General features: G+C 62.3%; 18 protein-coding genes and 1 riboswitch. Of the genes, 12 read left to right on the forward strand and 6 right to left on the reverse strand.

The features are described 5' to 3' along the window. Nucleotides 1-24: 24 nt before the first annotated feature. Together glnE and hldE are read left to right on the forward strand one after the other, a co-directional pair. A complete protein-coding gene (glnE, locus tag REA38_RS08740; RefSeq protein WP_308332102.1) occupies nucleotides 25-2,862 on the forward strand; it encodes a bifunctional [glutamate--ammonia ligase]-adenylyl-L-tyrosine phosphorylase/[glutamate--ammonia-ligase] adenylyltransferase in 2,838 nt (945 codons plus the stop codon). Between the two features lie 77 nt (nucleotides 2,863-2,939). Beyond that, a complete protein-coding gene (gene hldE, locus REA38_RS08745; RefSeq protein ID WP_033636072.1) occupies nucleotides 2,940-4,370 on the forward strand; it encodes a bifunctional D-glycero-beta-D-manno-heptose-7-phosphate kinase/D-glycero-beta-D-manno-heptose 1-phosphate adenylyltransferase HldE in 1,431 nt (476 codons plus the stop codon). Between the two features lie 58 nt (nucleotides 4,371-4,428). On the opposite strand, the gene REA38_RS08750 is transcribed toward hldE, so the two are convergent. Next, a complete protein-coding gene (locus REA38_RS08750; RefSeq protein WP_033654817.1) occupies nucleotides 4,429-4,704 on the reverse strand; it encodes an accessory factor UbiK family protein in 276 nt (91 codons plus the stop codon). 147 nt (nucleotides 4,705-4,851) lie between these two features. Continuing rightward, nucleotides 4,852-5,012, forward strand: a riboswitch (FMN riboswitch). Nucleotides 5,013-5,121: 109 nt separating this feature from the next. Here REA38_RS08750 and ribB point away from each other — a divergent pair. Beyond that, complete coding sequence (ribB, locus tag REA38_RS08755) at nucleotides 5,122-5,775, forward strand: 3,4-dihydroxy-2-butanone-4-phosphate synthase (protein WP_033636071.1); 654 nt, start codon at nucleotides 5,122-5,124, stop codon at nucleotides 5,773-5,775. 53 nt (nucleotides 5,776-5,828) lie between these two features. Here ribB and REA38_RS08760 read toward each other — a convergent pair whose 3' ends face one another. Continuing rightward, nucleotides 5,829-7,361 carry an alkaline phosphatase gene (locus tag REA38_RS08760; RefSeq protein ID WP_308885698.1) on the reverse strand — a complete coding sequence of 511 codons (1,533 nt, stop codon included), beginning with the start codon at nucleotides 7,359-7,361 and terminating at the stop codon, nucleotides 5,829-5,831. Between the two features lie 323 nt (nucleotides 7,362-7,684). Here REA38_RS08760 and ygiD point away from each other — a divergent pair, with 323 nt between their 5' ends. Further along, nucleotides 7,685-8,467: a 4,5-DOPA dioxygenase extradiol gene (ygiD, locus tag REA38_RS08765; protein WP_197841052.1), complete on the forward strand. Its 783-nt coding sequence runs from the start codon at nucleotides 7,685-7,687 to the stop codon at nucleotides 8,465-8,467. Between the two features lie 46 nt (nucleotides 8,468-8,513). On the opposite strand, the gene REA38_RS08770 is transcribed toward ygiD, so the two are convergent. Both REA38_RS08770 and REA38_RS08775 read right to left on the reverse strand, forming a co-directional pair. Continuing rightward, on the reverse strand, nucleotides 8,514-9,674 hold the full coding sequence (locus REA38_RS08770) for a glutathionylspermidine synthase family protein (RefSeq protein ID WP_308885700.1): 1,161 nt from the start codon (nucleotides 9,672-9,674) through the stop codon (nucleotides 8,514-8,516). A gap of 3 nt (nucleotides 9,675-9,677) precedes the next feature. Then, nucleotides 9,678-10,340: a DUF1190 family protein gene (locus tag REA38_RS08775; RefSeq protein ID WP_025304315.1), complete on the reverse strand. Its 663-nt coding sequence runs from the start codon at nucleotides 10,338-10,340 to the stop codon at nucleotides 9,678-9,680. 353 nt (nucleotides 10,341-10,693) lie between these two features. On the opposite strand from REA38_RS08775, the gene REA38_RS08780 reads away from it, so the two are divergent. The 4 genes from REA38_RS08780 to dhaM are packed head-to-tail and all read left to right on the forward strand — an operon-like array spanning nucleotide 10,694 to nucleotide 15,000. Continuing rightward, nucleotides 10,694-11,794 carry a glycerol dehydrogenase gene (locus REA38_RS08780; RefSeq protein ID WP_049234212.1) on the forward strand — a complete coding sequence of 367 codons (1,101 nt, stop codon included), beginning with the start codon at nucleotides 10,694-10,696 and terminating at the stop codon, nucleotides 11,792-11,794. A 51-nt stretch (nucleotides 11,795-11,845) separates the two neighbouring features. Next, complete coding sequence (gene dhaK / locus REA38_RS08785) at nucleotides 11,846-12,916, forward strand: dihydroxyacetone kinase subunit DhaK (protein WP_041036734.1); 1,071 nt, start codon at nucleotides 11,846-11,848, stop codon at nucleotides 12,914-12,916. A 9-nt stretch (nucleotides 12,917-12,925) separates the two neighbouring features. Beyond that, entirely contained in the window at nucleotides 12,926-13,558 is a 633-nt protein-coding gene (gene dhaL / locus REA38_RS08790) for a dihydroxyacetone kinase subunit DhaL (protein ID WP_033636066.1), read from the forward strand. An 11-nt stretch (nucleotides 13,559-13,569) separates the two neighbouring features. Further along, a complete protein-coding gene (gene dhaM, locus REA38_RS08795) occupies nucleotides 13,570-15,000 on the forward strand; it encodes a dihydroxyacetone kinase phosphoryl donor subunit DhaM (RefSeq protein WP_308885702.1) in 1,431 nt (476 codons plus the stop codon). Between the two features lie 4 nt (nucleotides 15,001-15,004). Here the strand turns inward: dhaM and dhaR are convergent, their stop codons facing one another. Both dhaR and hasF read right to left on the reverse strand, forming a co-directional pair. Next, nucleotides 15,005-16,954 (reverse strand): dihydroxyacetone kinase operon transcriptional regulator DhaR, encoded by a 1,950-nt coding sequence (gene dhaR, locus REA38_RS08800; RefSeq protein ID WP_308885703.1) that lies wholly within the window; start codon nucleotides 16,952-16,954, stop codon nucleotides 15,005-15,007. Between the two features lie 150 nt (nucleotides 16,955-17,104). Then, a complete protein-coding gene (gene hasF / locus REA38_RS08805) occupies nucleotides 17,105-18,622 on the reverse strand; it encodes a multidrug efflux transporter outer membrane subunit HasF (RefSeq protein WP_033649067.1) in 1,518 nt (505 codons plus the stop codon). Nucleotides 18,623-18,969: 347 nt separating this feature from the next. Between hasF and nudF the strand changes: the two genes are divergently transcribed. From nudF to yqiA, 4 genes are read left to right on the forward strand one after another with little or no spacing between them, the layout of a single operon-like run. Then, nucleotides 18,970-19,602 (forward strand): ADP-ribose diphosphatase, encoded by a 633-nt coding sequence (gene nudF / locus REA38_RS08810; RefSeq protein ID WP_033649068.1) that lies wholly within the window; start codon nucleotides 18,970-18,972, stop codon nucleotides 19,600-19,602. Further along, on the forward strand, nucleotides 19,602-20,027 hold the full coding sequence (locus REA38_RS08815) for a DUF1249 family protein (protein ID WP_004937244.1): 426 nt from the start codon (nucleotides 19,602-19,604) through the stop codon (nucleotides 20,025-20,027). Before nudF ends, REA38_RS08815 begins: the two co-directional genes overlap by 1 nt. 27 nt (nucleotides 20,028-20,054) lie before the next feature. Then, nucleotides 20,055-20,882: a 3',5'-cyclic-AMP phosphodiesterase gene (cpdA, locus tag REA38_RS08820; protein ID WP_033636061.1), complete on the forward strand. Its 828-nt coding sequence runs from the start codon at nucleotides 20,055-20,057 to the stop codon at nucleotides 20,880-20,882. Next, nucleotides 20,882-21,466: an esterase YqiA gene (gene yqiA, locus REA38_RS08825; protein WP_038879469.1), complete on the forward strand. Its 585-nt coding sequence runs from the start codon at nucleotides 20,882-20,884 to the stop codon at nucleotides 21,464-21,466. Before cpdA ends, yqiA begins: the two co-directional genes overlap by 1 nt. Nucleotides 21,467-21,493 lie beyond the last annotated feature (27 nt).

Below are 21,493 nucleotides of genomic sequence, written 5' to 3' on the forward strand. Positions count from 1 at the left end.
GGGCCGCAGAACGGGTCATACACTATGTCGCCACTTTCAGCCGCGTTACAGGCTCAGGCACAGCAGGTTGTGCAGCGTTTTCAGGAAGTTCACGGCGCGGACAGCGCCTTTAGCGAGCAGGAGCAGTGGGTGCTGGCGTCGAGCGACTTCGTCAGCGACGCACTGCTCGCCCAGCCGGCCTGGCTGGCGACGCTGCGCGAACAACCGCCGGCGCCCGGCGAGTGGCAACACTATGCCGCCTGGCTGCAGGACGAGCTGGAAGAGGTGCGCGATGAGGCGCAGCTGATGCGCACGCTGCGTCTGTTTCGCCGTGAAACGCTGGTGCGCATTGCCTGGGCGCAGGCGCAGGGGCTGTGTTCGACCGAAGAAACGCTGCTGCAGCTGAGCGGGCTGGCGGAGACGCTGATCGTCAGCGCGCGCGACTGGCTGTACCAAACCTGCTGCCGCGAGTGGGGCACGCCGTGCAATGCCGACGGTGAACCGCAGCCGCTGCTGATCCTCGGCATGGGCAAGCTGGGCGGCGGCGAGCTGAACTTCTCGTCGGACATCGATCTGATCTTCGCCTACCCGGAAAACGGCCAGACCCAGGGCGGGCGGCGCGAGCTGGACAATGCCCAGTTCTTCACCCGCCTGGGCCAGCGGCTGATCAAGGCGCTGGATCAGCAGACCATCGACGGCTTCGTCTATCGTGTCGATATGCGGCTGCGGCCGTTCGGCGACAGCGGCCCATTGGTGATGAGCTTCGCGGCGCTGGAAGACTACTATCAGGAGCAGGGGCGCGACTGGGAGCGCTATGCGATGGTGAAGGCGCGCCTGATGGGCGGCGCGGAAGACGCCTACAGCCAGGAGCTGCGCAAAACGCTGCGGCCGTTCGTGTTCCGTCGCTATATCGATTTCAGCGTCATCCAGTCTTTGCGCAACATGAAGGGCATGATCGCCCGTGAAGTGCGGCGGCGCGGCCTGAAGGACAACATCAAGCTGGGCGCCGGCGGCATTCGCGAAATCGAATTCATCACCCAGGTATTTCAGCTGATCCGCGGCGGCCGTGAGCCGGCGCTGCAGGGGCGTTCGCTGTTGCCGACGCTGCAGGCGGTGGGTGAGCTGGGTCTGCTGGAGGCCGAGCAGGTGCGGGCGCTGAGCGCCGCCTACCTGTTCCTGCGGCGGCTGGAGAATCTGCTGCAGGCGATCGGCGATCAGCAAACCCAGACGCTGCCGCAGGATGCGCTCGACCAGGCGCGGCTGGCCTGCGGCATGGGGCTGGCGGATTGGCCGGCGCTGATGGCGACGCTGGAGGTGCACATGCAGGCGGTGCGGGCGGTGTTCGACGATCTGATCGGCGACGATAGCCCGGATGTCGGCGAAGATCCCGACTACCAGCACTATCACAGCCTGTGGCAGGACGCGCTGGAGGAAAACGAGCTGGCGCCGCTGACGCCGCACCTGGACGAAGAGGGGCGCCGACAGATGCTGCGCACCATCGCCGATTTCCGCCATGACGTCGACAAGCGCACCATCGGCCCGCGCGGCCGCGACGTGCTCGATCAACTGATGCCGCGCCTGCTGGCGGAAGTGTGCCCGCGCCAGGACGCGCCCACCGCGCTGGTGCGGCTGGCGCAGCTGCTGCTCAGCATCGTCACCCGCACCACTTACCTCGAACTGTTGGTTGAGTATCACGCGGCGCTCAGCCATCTGATCCGCCTGTGCGCCGCTTCGCCGATGGTTGCCAACCAGCTGTCGCGCTACCCGTTGTTGCTGGACGAACTGCTGGATCCGGCCACGCTGTATCAGCCGGTGGCGCTGGACGCCTACCGCAGCGAGCTGCGCCAGTACCTGCTGCGGGTGCCGGAAGACGACGAAGAGCAAAAGCTGGAGGCGCTGCGCCAGTTCAAACAGGCGCAGCAGCTGCGCATCGCCGCAGCGGATATCGCCGGCGCGCTGCCGGTGATGAAAGTGAGCGACCACCTGACTTATCTGGCGGAGGCGATCATCGACGCGGTGGTGCAACAGGCCTGGAGCGACATGGTGGCGCGCTACGGCCAGCCGACCCATCTGCAGGAGCGCGAAGGGCGCGGCTTTGCGGTGATCGGCTACGGCAAGCTGGGCGGCTGGGAGCTGGGTTACAGTTCCGATCTCGATCTGGTGTTCCTGCTGGATTGCCCGCCGGAGGTGATGACCGACGGCGATCGCTGCATCGACGGCCGCCAGTTCTACCTGCGGCTGGCGCAGCGGGTGATGCATCTGTTCAGCACCCGCACTTCCTCCGGCATTCTGTATGAGGTGGACGCGCGTCTGCGGCCTTCCGGCGCCGCGGGGATGCTGGTCAGCACCGTCGAGGCGTTCGCCGATTACCAGCAAAACGAAGCCTGGACCTGGGAACATCAGGCTCTGGTGCGCGCGCGCATCGTGCACGGCGACCCGGCGCTGCACCAGCAGTTCGACGCGATTCGGCGCGAAATCCTGTGCAAAACGCGTGATGCGGAGACCCTGAAGCGCGAAGTGCGCGAGATGCGCGAAAAGATGCGCAACCATCTCGGCAACAAGCAGCGCGATCTGTTTGATATCAAAACCGATGAGGGCGGCATTACCGACATCGAATTTATCGCCCAATATCTGGTCTTACGCTATGCGCCGGGTGAACCGCGGCTGACGCGTTGGTCAGACAACGTGCGCATCTTCGAGCTGATGGCCAATTACGACATCATGCCGGAAGAGGAGGCGCGCGCGCTGACCCAGGCCTATGTCACCATGCGCGACGAGATCCACCATCTGGCGCTGCAGGAGCATTCCGGCAAGGTCGGCAGCGAGCTGTTCACCGCCGAGCGCGAGCAGGTGCGCGCCAGCTGGGCCAAATGGCTGGATTAATACCTTTTTGCGGGTATTCCGGCGGTCTGTGGTAATATCTGCGCCACTAAAATTTTGTTCTTTTTTGGAGTTATCGGATGAAAGTTACGCTGCCTGATTTTCGCCGCGCCGGTGTGCTGGTGGTCGGTGACGTCATGTTGGATCGCTATTGGTATGGGCCGACCAGCCGCATTTCACCGGAAGCCCCGGTGCCGGTGGTCAAGGTCGACACCATCGAAGAGCGTCCCGGCGGCGCGGCTAACGTGGCGATGAACATCGCTTCGCTGGGTGCCAATTCCCGCCTGGTGGGCCTGACCGGCATCGACGATGCGGCGCGGGCGCTGAGCGCCAAGCTGAATGAAGTCAACGTGCGCTGCGACTTCGTCTCGGTGCCGACCCATCCGACCATCACCAAGCTGCGCGTGCTGTCGCGCAACCAGCAGCTGATCCGTCTCGACTTCGAAGAAGGCTTCTCCAACGTCGATCCTCAGCCGATGCTGGAGCGCATTCAGCAGGCGCTGCCGCAGATCGGCGCGCTGGTGCTGTCCGATTACGCCAAGGGCGCGCTCAGCCAGGTGCAGGGCATGATCCAACTGGCGCGCGCCGCCAAGGTGCCGGTGCTGATCGATCCGAAAGGCTCTGACTTCGAGCGCTATCGCGGCGCGACGCTGCTGACGCCGAACCTGTCCGAGTTCGAAGCGGTGGTGGGCCACTGCAAGGATGAGGCGGAACTGGTGGCGCGCGGCATGAAGCTGGTGGCGGATTTCGAGCTGTCGGCGCTGTTGGTCACCCGTTCCGAACACGGCATGACGCTGCTGCAGCCTGGCGTTGAGCCGCTGCACCTGCCGACCCAGGCGCAGGAAGTGTTTGATGTGACCGGCGCCGGCGACACCGTGATCGGCGTATTGGCCGCTTCGCTGGCCGCCGGCAATTCGCTGGAAGAGTCCTGTTTCCTGGCCAACGCCGCCGCCGGCGTGGTGGTGGGCAAGCTCGGTACTTCCACCGTGTCGCCCATCGAGTTGGAAAACGCGGTGCGCGGCCGGGCCGAAACCGGCTTTGGCGTGATGACCGAAGCGCAGTTGAAAACCGCTGTTGCTCAGGCGCGTCAGCGCGGCGAGAAAGTGGTGATGACCAACGGCATTTTCGACATTCTGCACGCCGGCCACGTCTCCTATCTGGCCAACGCCCGCAAGCTGGGTGACCGCCTGATCGTGGCGGTGAACAGCGACGCCTCGACCAAACGCCTGAAAGGGGAAAAACGCCCGGTCAACGCGCTGGAGAATCGCATGATCGTGCTGGGCGCGCTGGAAGCGGTGGATTGGGTGGTGCCGTTCGAAGAGGACACGCCGCAGCGCTTGATCGCCGACATTCTGCCGGATCTGCTGGTGAAGGGCGGCGATTACAAACCGGAAGAGATTGCCGGCAGTGCGGAAGTGTGGGCCAACGGCGGCGATGTCAAAGTGTTGAACTTTGAAGACGGGTTGTCGACCACCAACATCATCAAAGCGATCAAGGACGGGCGCGGCTAACGCCGGGCGACCGAAAGAACAGGGGCGCGCGGTTTAGGTGCGCGCCCTTGGCGGGAATTTATTCGTCTTCCTGCTTGGCTGCTGGCGCCGCGCTCAGCTTGCTTTCCAGCTCGGCCAGGCGCTGTTCCAACAGCGCCAGCTTCTCGCGGGTGCGCAACAGCACCTGAGTCTGCACGTCGAACTCTTCGCGGTTAACCAAATCCAGGCGGGTCAGCTGCGACTGCAGCACCTGACGGATTTTTTTCTCAACGTCTTCCCCGAATTCACGAACGCCTTTAGGCATGGACTCATGAACCTGGCGTGCGATTTGTTCGATTTTTTTCGGGTCAATCATGGCGTATCCCTTTCAGAGTTTAATTGCTGCCGCTTAGTGTAATGCGAGTTGCCCGCCGGATAAACACCATTAAGCGCATTCGCCGCGCGTGGCCGAATTGTGCTTTTGCCAATTGCCCTGTCTACCCATTAGCGTTATAGTCATCCTGCTTATTCTCAGGGCGGGGTGAAAGTCCCCACCGGCGGTAAATCACCTTCTACGGTGAAAGCCCGCGAGCGCTCAGCCAGCCTGTAAAGGCCGGTTAGAGGTCAGCAGATCCGGTGCAATTCCGGGGCCGACGGTTATAGTCCGGATGGGAGAGAGTAACGGTATCTGCCGGGCTTGCGCCCGCTTGCGTTATTTTTTTAGCTATTGCTAGCTACTCCTCAAGATCGCCCTGGTTCTGGTAATCCATAATTTTTAATGAGGTTTTTTACCATGAATCAGACGCTACTTTCAGACTTCGGCACGCCGACAGAACGCGTTGAACGCGCGATTGACGCACTGCGCAACGGGCGCGGCGTAATGGTGCTCGATGATGAAAACCGTGAAAACGAAGGTGACATGATCTTCGCCGCGGAAACCATGACCGTTGAGCAGATGGCGCTGACCATTCGCCACGGCAGCGGTATCGTGTGCCTGTGCATCACCGAAGAACGCCGTCAGCAGCTTGAGCTGCCGATGATGGTGACCAACAACTCCAGCCAATTCCAGACCGCCTTCACCGTGACCATCGAAGCGGCGCAGGGCGTGACCACCGGGGTTTCCGCTTCCGATCGCCTGACCACCATCCGTGCGGCGGTGGCAGACAGCGCCAAGCCGAGCGATCTGAACCGTCCGGGCCACGTGTTCCCGCTGCGCGCGCAGCCGGGCGGCGTGCTGAGCCGTCGCGGCCACACCGAAGCGACCATCGATCTGGTTTCCATGGCCGGTTTCAAACCTGCCGGCGTGCTGTGTGAACTGACCAACGACGATGGCAGCATGGCGCACGCGCCGGAAGTGATCGCCTTCGCCAAACAGCACGACATGGTGGTGCTGACCATCGAAGATCTGGTGGCCTACCGCCAGGCGCACGAGAAAAAGGCCAGCTGATAGCCGGTCGCTTTCAACGATAAAAAAAGCCGCGTAACGCGGCTTTTTTGTATCTACCGTTCTGACAGGCGTTCGCCGATGCGGCTGGCGTAATTCATCACGTGGAAGGTGTAGTTCTCTTCCACCGTACCCTGGAACAGATGGGCCCAGGGGCCGATGGCGTAGATGCCGAGATCTTCCCCGCCGTGGGTCTCGCTTTTCAGCGGCACCAGCGCCGGCTGAATAAAGTCGGGCGCGGTGGCCTGTTCCATGGTCAATGTCGGGCGTTCGGTCAGCGGGATCGTGCCGCCGGGGCCATTGGCGAAGCCGACGGTGGTGTAAGGCTTGCCGTCGCTGCCCAGCCGCGGTTTGCCGTCGACGCCGACGGAAATGCCGAGGATAGGATTACCCCGCTTGGCATAGCCGGCGATGGTCAATGTGTGGCTGTGATCGCCGGTCACGATCACCAGGGTTTCCTCCAGGTTGACCTTGTCGACGATGGTTTTCACCGCCTCGTTCAGGGCGACCGCGTCGCTCAGCGTACGGTAGGCGTTACCGTTGTGGCTACCGTGATCGATGCGTCCGCCCTCCACCAACAGCAGGTAGCCTTCGGGATTCCTGGCCAGAATATCGATGGCCTTGCCGGTCATTTCTGCCAGCGAAGGCTCTCCCGCCGCGTCTTGCCGCCGATCGTGCTCGAAGTTCATGTGCGACGGCTCGAACAGGGCCAGCAGATGATCGATCTTACCCGGTTCGATTTTGTCGAACTGCGCCTGATTCCAGACGTATTGCCCACGCTCGCCATAGCGTTGCAGCCAGGCCTGCGTCAGATCGCGGCCATCCTTTCTGGCGCCTTTCTTGCCGGGGTATTCCGGATCGCTCACGCTATCGGGCAGGAAGTTGGTGCGCCCGCCGCCCATCGCCACGTTAAGGCCGTTGCCGTACTTCATTTCCACCAGCTGGCGTGCGATATCGCGGCAGCCTGCGGCCAGAGCCGCTGCCGGCATTTTGGCGTCGGATTCCCAATCGCGGTTGGCGATATGGGCATAGGTCGCGCCCGGCGTGGCGTGGGTGATGGTGGCGGTCGTCACGGCGCCGGTGGCCATGCCGAGCGTTGCGGCCATCTCCCACAGCGTGGTGACGGTCTTGGTTTGCTGATCCTCGCAATTGTTGAGGGTGGCCGTATGGTTGAGGCCCATCAGATCGTTGATGGTTTTGACGCCGGTGGTCATCGCCACCGCGCTGGGCGCGGAGTCGGTGATTTGGGCGTCGGCGGAGTAGGTTTTGGCCGCAGCCAGATAGGGGAAGGCCTCCCAGGCCAGCACGTTGGATTCGCCGTCCACGCCGCGCTGCTGCCCTTCAAAAATGCGGGCGGCGGTCACGGTGGAAAACCCCATGCCGTCGCCGACCACCAGAATGACGTTTTTGGCGCGGTTGGTGTTTGGCGTCTGTTTCAGCCGCTGTTGCAGCTGAGCTTGCGCCTGAAGGAAGTAAGGATCTTCGCGCTGCGTCAGCTGCGCGTTGTCCGCCGCGCCGGCGGTGGCCGTCCAGCCGGTGAGCAAGGATATGGAAAGCGCCAGGCGGGTTGCCAGTGTGAGTCTGAACATGAATTCCTCCTTGGTGAGACGTAATTCCCATCGCGCGGCGGGGTTGCCTGCTACCCGTCGGCAGAGGAGGAGTGTATAGATTGCGTTAACAAAAAATACATAAATTATTCACAAATTAGATCTGTGTGGCAGTAATGTCATGGCATTCACTGATCTTATTAATCTATTGAAATATATTAATTTTTTATCTTTCTGTCTGCCGGCGCATTCCTCCGCTTTTAATTCAAATTTATTGAATATCTTCATCACGGTTATCCGGCTGTGTTGGCGCGGCAAAGCGCGTAATGTAGCGGCATAGCACAATTTGAACTAAGGATCTCCCTATGAACACCTCTCGTATGCCGGCACTGTTTCTTGGCCACGGTAGCCCGATGAACGTGCTGGAAGACAACCGCTACACCCGGGCATGGCGTGCGTTGGGTGAGTCATTGCCGCGCCCGAAGGCGATCGTGGCGGTTTCCGCGCATTGGTATACCCGCGGCACTGCGGTCACCGCGATGGAAAAACCCAAAACCATTCACGACTTCGGCGGGTTTCCGCAGGCGCTGTTTGATACCCGTTATCCGGCGCCGGGCTCTCCCGCGCTGGCTGCGCAGCTGCAGCAAGTGTTGGCGCCGGTGCCGGTGACGGCCGATCTCGGCGAGTGGGGGTTGGATCACGGAACCTGGGGCGTCTTGATCAAGATGTACCCCAATGCTGACATCCCGGTGGTGCAGCTCAGCGTCGACGGCACGCAGCCGGCGGCCTATCACTATGAGCTGGGGCGCAAACTGGCGGCGCTGCGCGATGAGGGGGTGATGATCGTCGCCAGCGGCAACGTGGTGCACAACCTGCGCATGGTGAAATGGCAGGGCGATACCAGCGCCTACCCGTGGGCGGAATCGTTCAATAACTTTGTCCGGGATAACCTGCGTTATCGGGGTGAAAACCATCCGCTGGTGGATTTCATGCGCCATGAGGGGGCGGCGCTGTCGAATCCGACGCCGGAACACTATCTGCCGTTGCTGTACGTGCTTGGCGGCTGGGATGGCAAAGAGGCCATCAGCGTGCCGATCGACGGTATCGAAATGGGAGCGCTGAGCATGCTGTCGGTGCAGGTGGGCTAAAGAAAAACGCCAGTCAGAGACTGGCGTTTTGGTCTCGGCGGGGCTATCAGCCGAGGATGGTGTGCGGATAGAAGCGCGACAGATCCTGCGTGATCAGTTCGCGATCTTCGCGCAGGCCGATGCCGCAAGGTTGATCGTTCACCAGCCAGCTGCCGATCAGCGTGTAGCTGTCTTCGAACTTCGGCAGCGGATGGAACTGCTGCACGATCATGCCTTCTTCACCGTACGGCCCATCGACGCGCGCCACTTCATGACCGTTTTCGATGATCTGAATGTTCGCGCCTTCGCGTGAGAACAGCGGCTTGGTGACGTAATGATCCATCGGCGGATGATCGTCTTGCGCGAAATAAGCCGGCAACAGATTCGGGTGGTTCGGGAACATTTCCCACAGCAGCGGCAGCAGCGCTTTGTTGGAGATGATGCTCTTCCAGGCCGGCTCCAGCCAGCGCACGCCGGCGTCTTCCAGCTTGGTGGAGAACATCTCGCGCAGCATGAATTCCCACGGGTAGAGCTTGAACAGGTTGCCGATCACCTGATCCTGCAGATCGGTAAACTGGCCTTTCTCGCCGAGGCCAATCTCTTCCATGAACAGGAACTCGGTCGGCAGACCGGCTTCCTGCGCGCAGTCCTGCAGATATTGCACCGTGCCGCGATCTTCTTCGCTGTCCTGGCAGCACGCCAGGTGCAACAGGCCGAAGCCGTGATGCGCTTTCAGTTCGGCGAAACGCTCGATCAGCTTCTCCTGCAGGCTGTTGTACTGATCCGATTCCGGATCCAACTTGCCGGCGTTGATCTGGTCTTCCAGCCACAGCCACTGGAAGAAGGCCGCCTCATACAGCGAGGTTGGCGTATCGGCGTTGTTCTCCAGCAGCTTCGGCGGGTTGACACCGTCGTAGGCCAGATCGAGACGCGAATACAGCGACGGCTGATTGGTGCGCCACGAACTGCGCACGAACTCCCAGGTGTGTTTCGGGATGCAGAACTTGGCCATCAGCTCGTCGCTGCCGACCACTTTTTCCACCACCTGCAGACACATCTGGTGCAGCTCGGCGGTGGCGCTTTCGATCTCTTCAATCTGCGCCAGCGTGAACTGGTAATAGGCGTCTTCACACCAGTACGGCTCGCCGTACATGGTGTGGAAACGGAAACCGAACTCGGTTGCTTTTTCACGCCAGTCCGGGCGCTCGGTAATAGCAATACGTTTCATGCATCAACCGCCCATGCTGCGGGAGCCGGAGTTGGAGGTGGCGCTGCTGCGCTGCATGCTGGTCTGCTTGGCTACGGTCTCGCCGAAACCGCCGCGGGTCACGGTGTTGGTGACCGCAGGCTTCGGCGCCATGGCGGTTTTCGGCACCGTCATGGTGCGGCCGCCGGCGGTGGCCGGGCCGTAGCTCTTGCCGCTGGCGTCGACAAACTTGCCGTTCGCCGGGCTGGCGGCGTTCTTGGAGGTGAACAGCGGCTGCTGCGCGAAGCCGGAGCCGCCCATCAGGCGGCCCATCATGTAGCCCGCCATCAGCGGCATCCAGAAGCTGCCGCTGCTTTGCGATTCCGCCGCCATGCCGGCCTGTGCAGGCGCCTGGGTGCACTGCGCTTCGCCGAACTCGGCGACGCAGTCTTCGCGGGTGGCGTATTTCGGCGCGGTTTTCGCCGCTTCTTGCAGGGCGTTGTTGTAGGAGGTGGTGCACTGCTCGCTCATCGAAGGATTGGCGCGCGAACAGTCATCGGCATTCTGATACAGGGAGACCGTTTCATCGCTCTTCTCGCAGCCAGCCAGCATAAAGACGGCGCTGATCGCCAAGGCCACGGGCGCGACACGGTAGCTGCGCCAGGATTTGCGGAACGTCTCTTGGTTGATGTTTTTTGTCCGTTTCATCGTTATCAATCCCATCATGCGGGCTGTTTTCGCCCTTTCCCAGTAGTGGCGCTAAGGATAGGGGAAACATGGTCAAAATTAAAGCTGAAACGCCCGCAGAATCGACTCTTTACGCAGTTATACGTTGGGGTGTGCGCCAGTTCGCTTTCGCGGCGAAAAAACGCGCGTTGGCGTTTCATCATGAAACGTTGTCGCTATGATGATGTTCCATAATGGAACAAAAATCGCGAGGCTCGCCAGGCGGGCGGCGGGCGCTCATAGTCGAAGCACAACAACAAGCCGGCGGCGAAGTCGGCGCGTCATCACCTGATATCTGAACGTTACCATCGCCAACTCCCTACAAGGATCCGGTTATGTTGAGAATCATCCAGTCACCAGGCAAATATATTCAGGGCGCCAATGCGCTGGCCGCCGTCGGCGAATACGCCAAATCCCTCGCCGATCATTACCTGATGATCGCCGACGACTTCGTGATGCAGCTGGCGGGCGACACCCTAATGGGCAGCCTGCAGCAGCACGGCGTGAAACATCATGCGGCGCGCTTCAACGGCGAATGCTGCCGCAAGGAGATAGACCGGCTCGGCCATGAGCTGCAGGCTCACGGCTGCCGCGGGGTGATCGGCGTCGGCGGCGGCAAGACGCTCGACACCGCCAAGGCCGTGGCGCACTACCAACAGCTGCCGGTGGTGCTCATTCCCACCATCGCCTCCACCGATGCGCCGACCAGCGCGCTGTCGGTTCTCTACACCGAACAGGGCGAATTCGCCGAATACCTGATTTACCCGCGCAACCCGGACATGGTGGTGATGGACAGCGCCATCATCGCCAAGGCGCCGGTGCGCCTGCTGGTGGCCGGCATGGGCGACGCGCTCTCCACCTATTTCGAGGCGCAGGCCTGCTTCGACGCCCAGGCCACCAGCATGGCCGGCGGCAAATCGACGCTGGCGGCGCTCAGCCTGGCGCGGCTGTGCTACGACACGCTGCTGGCGGAAGGGGTGAAAGCCAAACTGGCGGTCGAGGCCGGCGTGGTGACGGAAGCGGTGGAGCGCATCATTGAGGCCAATACCTATCTGAGCGGCATCGGCTTCGAGAGCAGTGGGCTGGCGGCGGCGCACGCCATTCACAACGGTTTTACCGTGCTGGAGGAGTGCCACCACCTGTATCACGGCGAGAAAGTGGCGTTCGGCACTCTGGCGCAGCTGGTGCTGCAGAACAGCCCGATGGCGCAGATTGAAACCGTGCTGGCGTTTTGTCATGGCATCGGCCTGCCGATCACGCTGGCGCAGATGGGCGTCACCGGCGATGCGGCGGCGAAGATGATGGCGGTGGCCGAAGCCAGCTGCGCCGCCGGCGAAACCATTCACAACATGCCGTTCAAGGTTACTCCCGCGGGCGTGCAGGCGGCGATCCTGACGGCGGATCGGCTGGGCGCCGCCTGGCTGCAGCATCATTGATATCGTTGGGGCGCGGTGCGCCGCGCCCCTGTTCTTACAGAGGAAACCATCGTGAAAAAACTGATTAATCAGGTCGAGTCGGTGTTGGAAGAGCAGTTGCAGGGGCTGGCGGAGGCCCATCCCGAGCTGCTGGTGCACGCGGATCCGCTGTTCGTGACCCGCGCCGACGCGCCGGTGGCGGGCAAGGTGGCGATCCTGTCCGGCGGCGGCAGCGGCCACGAGCCGATGCACTGCGGTTTCGTCGGCGAAGGGATGCTCGACGGCGCCTGTCCGGGCGAGATTTTCACCTCGCCTACGCCGGATAAAATGTACGAGTGCGGCCAGGCGATCGACGGCGGCGCCGGGGTGCTGATGCTGATCAAGAACTACACCGGCGACGTGCTCAACTTCGAAACCGCCACCGAGCTGCTGCACGACAGCGGCGTCGCGGTGGCGACGGTGCTGGTGGATGACGACGTGGCGGTCAAAGACAGCCTGTTTACCGCGGGGCGGCGCGGGGTGGCCAACACCGTGCTGATGGAGAAACTGCTGGGCGCCGCCGCGGCGCGCGGCGACGATCTGGACAGCGTGGTGACGTTAGGGCATCGCATCAATAACCACGGGCATTCGATCGGCATCGCGCTGGGCGCTTGCACCGTGCCGGCCGCCGGCAAGCCGTCGTTCACCCTGGCGGAGAACGAAATGGAGTTCGGCGTCGGCATTCACGGCGAGCCGGGCATTGCGCGCCGTCCGTTCACCACGCTGAACGCGGCGGTGGACGACATGTTCCATACGCTGATCGACCACGGCCACTACCAGCGCACGATCCGCGTCTGGGATCGTCAGCAGGGCGAGTGGCGCGACGAGATGCAGACCAAGCAGCCGCTGACGCGCGGCGATCGGGCGATCGCGCTGGTCAACAACCTGGGCGCCACGCCGCTGTCTGAGCTGTACGGCGTATACCATCGGCTGGCGGAGCGCTGCGCCGAGGCGGGCATCATCATTGAGCGCAATCTGGTGGGCTCTTACTGCACTTCGCTCGATATGCAGGGCGTGTCCATCACGCTGTTGAACGTGGACGACGAGCTGTTGTCCTTGTGGGATGCGCCGGTGAAAACGCCTGCGCTGCGTTGGGGTTGCTGAGGAGGAATCATGGCGTTGACCAAACAACAGGTTGTCGATTGGCTGATGCGTTGCGGCGAGGTGTTCAGCCGGGAGCGCGATTTTCTGACCCGGCTCGACACCGAGATCGGCGATGCCGACCACGGTTTGAACATGAATCGCGGTTTCAACAAGGTGGTGGAAAAGCTGCCGTCGGTGGCGGACAAAGATATCGGCTTCATCCTGAAAAACACCGGCATGACGCTGCTGTCGAGCGTGGGCGGCGCCAGCGGCCCGCTGTTCGGCACCTTCTTCATCCGCGCGGCGCAGGCGGCGAACGCCAAGCAAAGCCTGGATCTGGCGGAGCTGCATCAAATGATGCAAGAGGGGGTTGAAGGCGTGGTGATGCGCGGTAAGGCGGAGCCGGGCGACAAGACCATGTGCGACGTCTGGTGGCCGGTAGTGGAAAGCCTCGGGCAGTCCGCGCAGCAGAACCTGAGCGTGGCGGAGGCGCTGCAGCGCGCCGCCGACAGCGCCGAGCGGGCGGTGGAGAGCACCATTACCATGCAGGCGCGCAAGGGGCGGGCCAGTTACCTGGGCGAGCGCAGCATCGGCCACCAGGATCCCGGCGCCACTTCGGTGATGTTGATGATGAAAACGCTGGCCGAGGTCGCCGGCAGCTAGCAGGAGGCGAGATGATTAATATCGTGGTGGTTTCGCACAGCGCGTTGCTGGCGCGCGGCGTTGAGCAACTGGCGCGGCAGATGATGCGCGGCGACGGCTGCAAACTGGCGCTGGCGGCGGGCGTGGATGACGAGCAGCACCCGATCGGCACGGACGCCGTCAAAGTGATGGAGGCGATCGAAGCGGTCGCCGACGGCGACGGCGTTCTGGTGCTGATGGATCTGGGCAGCGCGCTGCTCAGCGCCGAAACCGCGCTCGATCTGCTGGATCCGGACGTGGCTGTCAAAGTGCGGCTGTGTGCGGCGCCGCTGGTCGAAGGCACGCTGGCGGCGGTGGTGGCCGCCAACTCTGGTGCCGCGCTGGAGCAGGTGGTGGCGGAGGCGCAGGGCGCGCTGCAGGCCAAACAGGCGCAGCTGGGCGAAGGCTCGCCGGCCGCAAAAAGCGCGGCCTTGCCGCTGGCGCAGGGCAAAAGCGCAACCTGGACGGTGCAAAACCCGCATGGGCTGCACGCGCGCCCGGCGGCGCGGTTGGTCGAGGCGCTGGCGCCGTTCAAGGCCGAGCTGGTGCTGGAAAAACAGGGGCAGTGCGTCGATCCGCGCAGCCTCAATCAGTTGGCGCTGCTGCAGGTGCGCCACGGCGACACTATTCGCCTGATCGCCGACGGCGCGCAGGCGGACGAAGCGCTGGCGGCGTTCAACGCGCTGGCGGAACAACATTTCGGCGAGACGGTTTCCGAGCGGCAGCAGCCTTCGCTGCATGGCATTCCGGTGGCGGAAAGCGTCACCAGCGGGCCGGTGTTCCAGGCCCACAGCTTCTGGCCACCAATCGTCGATCGACGAATCGGCGCGGACGAGGTGTTGGGCGAACAGCAACGCCTGCGTGAGGCGCTGCAGCGCACGCTGAGCGATCTGAACCGGCTGGCAGAGCGCACCGGCACGCTGATCGGCAAGCCGCAAGCGGCGATCTTCGGCGCCCACAGCATGCTGCTGGACGATCCGGATCTGCAGCAGGCGGCGTACACCCGCATCGCGCAGCAGCTGTGCAATGCCGAGCAGGCCTGGCGACAGGTGCTGGAGGCGATCGCCGAAGAGTACCGCGAGCTGGATGACGACTACATGCGGGCGCGCGAACTGGACGTGCGCGACATGCTGCGCCGCACGCTGTGCCATCTGCAGGGGCTGCCGTTACCGACGATTGCGCTGGCAGAGCCGTCGATACTGGTGATGGACGAACTGATGCCTTCGGAGGTGGTGATGCTCGACAGGCGGCTGGTGCTCGGCATCTGCCTGAGCGGCGGCAATGCCCTGTCGCACAGCGCCATTCTGGCGAAGGCGATGGGCATGCCGATGGTGGTCGGCATGCAGGATTGCCTGAGCAAAACCCGCAGCGGGCAAAAGGCGATGCTGGACGCCGCGCGCGGGGTACTGCAGCTCAGCCACTAGGCGTTCAGGCGCGCAGCTTGAACTGGCGGATGTCGATCCCGTGCTGTTTGATCTTCCGCCACAGGGTGGTGCGGCCGATGCCCAGCAGCTGCGCCATTTCCGTCAGCTGGCCGCGGCTGACGGTCGCCGCGCGCAGGATCGCCTGGCGCTCCATGTCCGTCAGCGTCAGCAGCGGCGCGCCGGGCTGCGGATCGCTTTCCAGCAGTGACGGCTGGCCGAGCAGGTGCGCCGGCAGATCCGCCAATTGGATGTGGTGGCCGTGGCAGATCATTGCCGCGCGCTCCACCACCCCTTTCAGTTCCAAATCGTTGCCCGGCCACAGGTAGAGCGCCAGCTGGGCCATCACTTCGTCATCCACCCGAAAGCGACACTGAAAATGCTGCTCCAGCGTGCGCAGATGGTGTTTGACCAGCAGCGGAATATCGCTCAGCCGCTGGCGCAGCGGCGGGATCTGGATCTCGAACGCCTGCAGGCTGTAAAACAGCTGGCGGCGGAAGCGGTTTTGCTGCACCAGCAGCGGCAGATCGGCGGCGCTGCCGGCGATGACTCGGACATCGACCGGGATCACCCGGCTGGAATTGAGGCGGATCACCACGCCGGTTTTCAGCACCTGCAGCAACGCCGACTGCATCTCCGCCGGCAGGTATTCGATCTGTTCGAGGTACAGCGTGCCGCCGTTGGCCAATTCGAATTTACTCAGCTGGCCCGCCTCTTCTTCGTTGGCGTCGCTGCCCAGCAGTTCACGCAGCCCCTGCGCCTGCGGCAGCAGCTGGCAGTTGAGGGCGATATACGGCCCGGCGGCGCGTTCGCCGGCGTTGTGGATAGCCTGGCTGAGCCGCTCTTTGCCAACCCCTTCCTCCCCGCGCAGCAGGATTGGATGCTGGCCCTTGGCCGCCTGCTGCCCGTAACGGATCAGCCGCCGCATCTCCAGCGAGGCGGAGGGCATTTGCTCGAAGCTGTGGCTGACGCGCCCCAACTGGCTGCTGACATACTGGCGCAGCCGCTCGAGCGGGTGCAGCAGGGCGATGAAACTGCAGCGATCGCCGTCGAAAATCGGCTTGAGCGTCAGCAAGGCGGCGATAAACTGCCGCTGGCTTTCGAAGGTGACTTCGACGTGTTGCAGCGGCTGCCGGTCGGCGATAGCGCGCTTGAGCAGGGCGGGCAGCGTCAGCAGCTGCGCCAGCGGTTTGCCCTGGCTCTGCTGCTCGTCCAGCTTCAGCAGGGCGGCGGCGCGCTGGTTGATGTATTGCAGATAGCCGCGGTGATCCCAGGCCATCACGCCGTCGTCCACGCCGTCCAGCAGGCCGTAAAGCTGATTCAGATGGCGGTTGGATTCCGCCAGCAGGCCGTCGGCGTTCAGCGAGTTGCCGATTTCGCGGGCGATGGCCAGCGTCAGCGACAGATCGCCGGCGGCGCAATCGGCCAGCAGGCAGCCCAGCGCGATCGAGCCGCGCTGGCGGCCGCTGTTGTCGTAGACCGGCGTAGCGCAGAACGACCAGCCGTGCAGCGCCCGGCGCACGTGCTCCCCGCCGCTCACCCGCACCGGGTGGCCTTCCGTTGCTGCCAGCGCCGGGGCGTTGGTGCCGATCTGCCCTTCGGCCCAGTAAGCGCCGGGGGCGAACCCCAGTTGCTGTAAATGTTCCCAGGTTTGGGCGTCGCCGCAGCACCACAGCATGCAGCCGCTCTCGTCGAGGATCATCAACAGGCAACACCGTGGCTCCATGTACTCGCAGGCGTCTTCCAGCGCCGCCTGGCCGAGCGTCAGCAGATCGTTCTTGCGGCGGCAAATCGATTCGAAGGTGGCGCCCTGAGCGCGGTGCGGTGCTTGCCAGACGTCGGGCTGCATCAGGCTGCGGCAGCGCAGCCAGGAGGCGTAAACCGCCTGTGCCGGGCGCAGCGGCGGCGGCAGTTCGCCGTCGTTAATCAGCCGCTGCCAGCGTGAATCGTTGTCCATCGAACCTCATCCAGACTGCGAAAACGAGAGTGACAATGATACCACCTGACGTGGCGGCGGCTGTGAGACGGCGGGCAGAAGTGGTGAAATCGAGGCAAAAAAAACGGGGCGCGGCGCAGGCCGAACCCCGTGTTTATCAATGTGCGCGCATCAGTTGCGGAATGGGTTGCCGCTGTTGCGAGCCGGTTGGCTGGTGGTCACGGCCGGCGCGGATGCGCGAGTGGCCGCCGGTACCGGCGCCGCGGTTTGCTGCATCGGCGCATTGTCCTGATAGCCGTCTGCATAGGCGTCCTGCGCGCGATTCTGCGGCGCCACGGCGTCAGGTGCGGTCGACACCGGTTTGCCCAACGCGCCGTTCAGCAGCAGCAAATCGTTCTGGTTCAGCGTGCCGAGCGCCGACTTGATGTTCAGCTGGTTGATCAGATAGGTATAACGCGCGTCGGACAGCTGACGTTTGGCGTTATACAGCGTGGTGGTGGCGTCCAGCACGTCGACGATGGTGCGGGTACCGACCTGATAACCGGCTTCCATCGCGTCCAGGGAGCTTTGCGCGGAGATCACCGCCTGTTTGTAGGCGTTGATGCTGCTGATCGAGGCGTTAACGTTGTTGAACGACGAACGCACGGTCTGCACCACGCTGCGGTGTGAGCTTTCCAACTGCTCGCTGGCGCCGACGAAGCCGTACTGCGCTTGTTTGACCTGCGAGTTGGTCGCGCCGCCGCTGTACAGCGGCAGGTTGAAGCTGATGCCGACCTTATTTTGGCCCGCATCGGAGTCGCTGTAGCGTGCGGCATTCGCGCCGCCGGTGTTGGAGCCGTTGTATTTGGTATTGCTGATGCCGGTTGACGCGCTGACGTCAATCGTCGGCATATAGCCGGTTTGGGCTGCGCGGATTTGCTCGCGCGCCAGGTCCTGGCTCAGACGGGCGGACAGCAGGCTCAGGTTGCGCGCTTCCGCTTCTTTCAGCAGGTTGTTCACCGCTTCCGGGCGCTGGGTACTGAAGCGATCGGTATTCAACGAGGCCAGCTCCGGGTAGAAGGCCCCGGTCACCTGGCGCAGCGTTTCCAGCGCGTTATCCAGATCGTTGCGGGCGGAGACTTCCGCCGCTAGCACGGTGTCATAGTTCGAGCGGGCGTTCTGCACGTCGGTGATCGCCACCAGGCCCACGTTGAAGCGCTGGGTGGTTTGATCCAGCGTGCGGTATACCGCATCTTTCTGCGCCTGGGTGTAGGACAGCGTGTCGATCGCCTTCAGCACGTTGAAGTAGGCGGTGGCGGTGTTGAGAATCAGCTGCTGCTCAGCGGTCTGGAAGGTGACGTCGGAGATGCCGGCGGTCTTTTCCTGCAGCGTCAGCTGGCGCCATTTCGACATGTCGAAAATAGTTTGCGTCAGCGCCAACGAACCGCTGGTCACGTTGCTGTTAACGCCATTGCTGTCACGATAACCGTTGGTGTAATCGTAACCTGCGGTCAAACCGAGCTGCGGCAGCAACGGGCTGCGCGCTTCATTGATCTTTTCGAATGCGGCGTCGCGGTCAGCAGCACTTTTGCGCAGATCCGGGTTACTTTCCCTGGCCTGTTTGTAGACCTGCAGCAGGTTCTCTGCCTGGCTCATTGCACTGAAGCCGCCCAGGCTCAGTCCGATAAGAAGGGGGAGCAGTTTCTTCATTTGCATTCCTTGTTGTGCAGCAATATTGCTATGTTAGCGCTGACGATAGACGAAATAGTTGCCGATTCTAGCAGAGTCTGGGGTACGCATCAGGTGGCTGAATGTGCCATCTCACGTAACTTTCACCTTTCAGACCGCCCATTTACCTTGGCGTACTGCCCGGGTCGACTGCAGCTGATATTATGGCTGACAATCCGGATTGTTTCCCGCTATTACCTGCGAGCGCACAAACGTGCCGCATCCGGCGGCGGAAAACAGCCTAACATAAAGCCGCGGCGGAGAGTCCCGCTGTTTCTGTCATCAAAACCGATTATTTTATCGGCATACTCAAGCAGGAGAATTCGCGCATGAACCGTTCGCAGCCGTCGCCCGTTACTTTCGAGAAAAAAGATGTAGAAATTATTGCACGCGAGACGCTGTACCGTGGTTTTTTTTCACTCAATTTATACCGGTTTCGCCATCGGTTGTTCAATGGCGAAATGAGCCCTGAAATCACGCGTGAAATTTTCGAACGCGGCCATGCGGCGGTGCTGCTGCCCTACGATCCGGTGCGCGACGAGGTTGTGCTGATTGAACAACTGCGCATCGCCGCGGTTGATACCAGCCATTCGCCCTGGCTGCTGGAAATGGTGGCGGGTATGATCGAGACCGGCGAAAGCGTCGAGGACGTGTGCCGCCGCGAAGCGCAGGAGGAGGCCGGCGTGGTGGTCGGGCGCTGCAAGCCAGTGCTGAGCTACCTGGCCAGCCCCGGCGGCACCAGCGAACGTCTGTCGATCATGGTCGGCGAGGTGGACGCCGGTACCGCTGAGGGCATCCACGGCCTGGCGGAAGAACATGAAGATATCCGCGTCCACGTGGTCAGCCGCGAGCAGGCTTACCGCTGGGTTGAGGAGGGCGCGATCGATAACGCCGCATCAGTGATTGCATTGCAATGGCTGGCGTTGCACCATGAATCGTTGAGAAAAGAGTGGGCCAACTAATGAAACAGCGCTATACCCCTGATTTCCCCGAAATGATGAGATTGTGCGAAACCAACTTCGCGCAATTGCGCCGCTTGCTGCCGCGCAACGACGAAGCGGGCGAAACGGTGACTTATCAGGTGAACGGCGCCGGCTATCGTTTGACCATCGTTGAGTCCACGCGTTACACGTCGCTGGTGGAGATCGAGCAGATTTTTCCGGCGGTCAGCTACTGGAGCCTGCCCGCGATGACGGTGCGGCTGTACCATGACGCCATGGTTGCGGAAGTGTGTTCCAGTCAGCAGATCTATCGCTTTAAAGCGCGTTATGATTATCCTAATAAAAAGTTGCATCAACGCGACGAAAAGCATCAAATTAACCAGTTTCTTGCTGATTGGCTGCGCTACTGTTTGGCGCATGGAGCGATGGCGGTTCCGGTTTGTTAGACAGACTGAAATAACAAAGGACACCATTTGGAAAGCCTGTTTAAACTGCCCGTGGCGAGTGGGGCCGCGGTCAGGATTCTACAAATAACAGATACCCACCTTTTTGCCGGCGAACACGAGACGTTGCTCGGCATCAATACCTATCGCAGCTATCACGCGGTGCTGGACGCCATCCAGGCGCAGCGCCGCGATGTCGACTTGATCGTCGCCACGGGAGATTTGGCGCAGGATCATTCGCAGGAGGCGTACCGCCACTTCGCCGCCGGCATCGCGCAACTGCCGGCCCCCTGCGTGTGGCTGCCGGGTAACCACGATTTTCAACCGGCGATGGTCGACGCGTTGGCCGCCGCCGGCATTGCGCCTTCCAAACAGGTGCTGCTGGGCGACAGCTGGCAAGTGCTGATGTTGGATAGCCAGGTGTTCGGCGTACCGCACGGCGAATTGAGCGAATACCAGCTCGAATGGATGGAGCGCTGCCTGCAGGCTCACCCCGAGCGCTATACGCTGTTGCTGCTGCACCATCATCCGCTGCCTTCCGGCTGTACCTGGCTCGATCAGCACAGCCTGCGCAACCCGCATATGCTGGGTGCGATCCTGCTGCGTTATCCGAAAGTGAATACCGTAGTGTGCGGGCACATTCACCAGGATCTGGATCTGGAATGGCAGGGCCGGCGCCTGTTGGCGACGCCCTCGACCTGCGTGCAATTCAAGCCGCACTGCACGAACTTCACCATCGACGACGTCTCCCCCGGCTGGCGCTACCTCGATCTGTTGCCGGATGGCCGCGTCGAGACGCAGGTGTTCCGCCTGGAAAACGACGATTTCCGCCCCGATATGGACTCGGATGGATACTGATGCCTTCGACACTGCTCTACCTGCACGGTTTCAACAGCTCGCCGCAGTCGGCCAAGGCGGTGGCCTTCAAGGCCTGGCTGGCTGAGCACCATCCCGATATCCAGATGCTGGTGCCGCAGCTGCCGGCTTTTCCGGCGGAGGCCGCCGAGATGCTGGAGAATCTGGTGCTGGAGCGCGCCGGCCAAACGCTCGGGTTGGTCGGCTCTTCGCTCGGCGGCTATTACGCCACCTGGCTGTCGCAGTGTTTTTCGCTGCCGGCGGTGGTGGTCAACCCGGCGGTCAAGCCGTTTGAGCTGCTGGTCGACTATCTCGGCGCCAACGAGAACCCCTACACCGGCCAGCAATATGTGTTAGAGTCTCGTCACGTTTACGATCTGAAAGTGATGCAGATCGATCCCTTGGAGTCGCCGGATTTAATCTGGCTGCTGCAGCAAACGGGCGATGAAATTCTCGATTACGGCCAGGCAGTGGCGTATTACACCGCGTGTCGGCAAACGGTGGAGTCGGGTGGAAACCACGCCTTCGTCGGTTTCGAGCACTACTTCCCCCAGATTGTGGATTTTTTAGGGCTAAACGCGGTCTGACGGACCGTTCCGGCACCTCCCTTTAAC

This window comes from Serratia sp. MF1(2023) (assembly GCF_030954545.1).
In the GTDB taxonomy this organism is placed as follows: domain Bacteria; phylum Pseudomonadota; class Gammaproteobacteria; order Enterobacterales; family Enterobacteriaceae; genus Serratia; species Serratia sarumanii.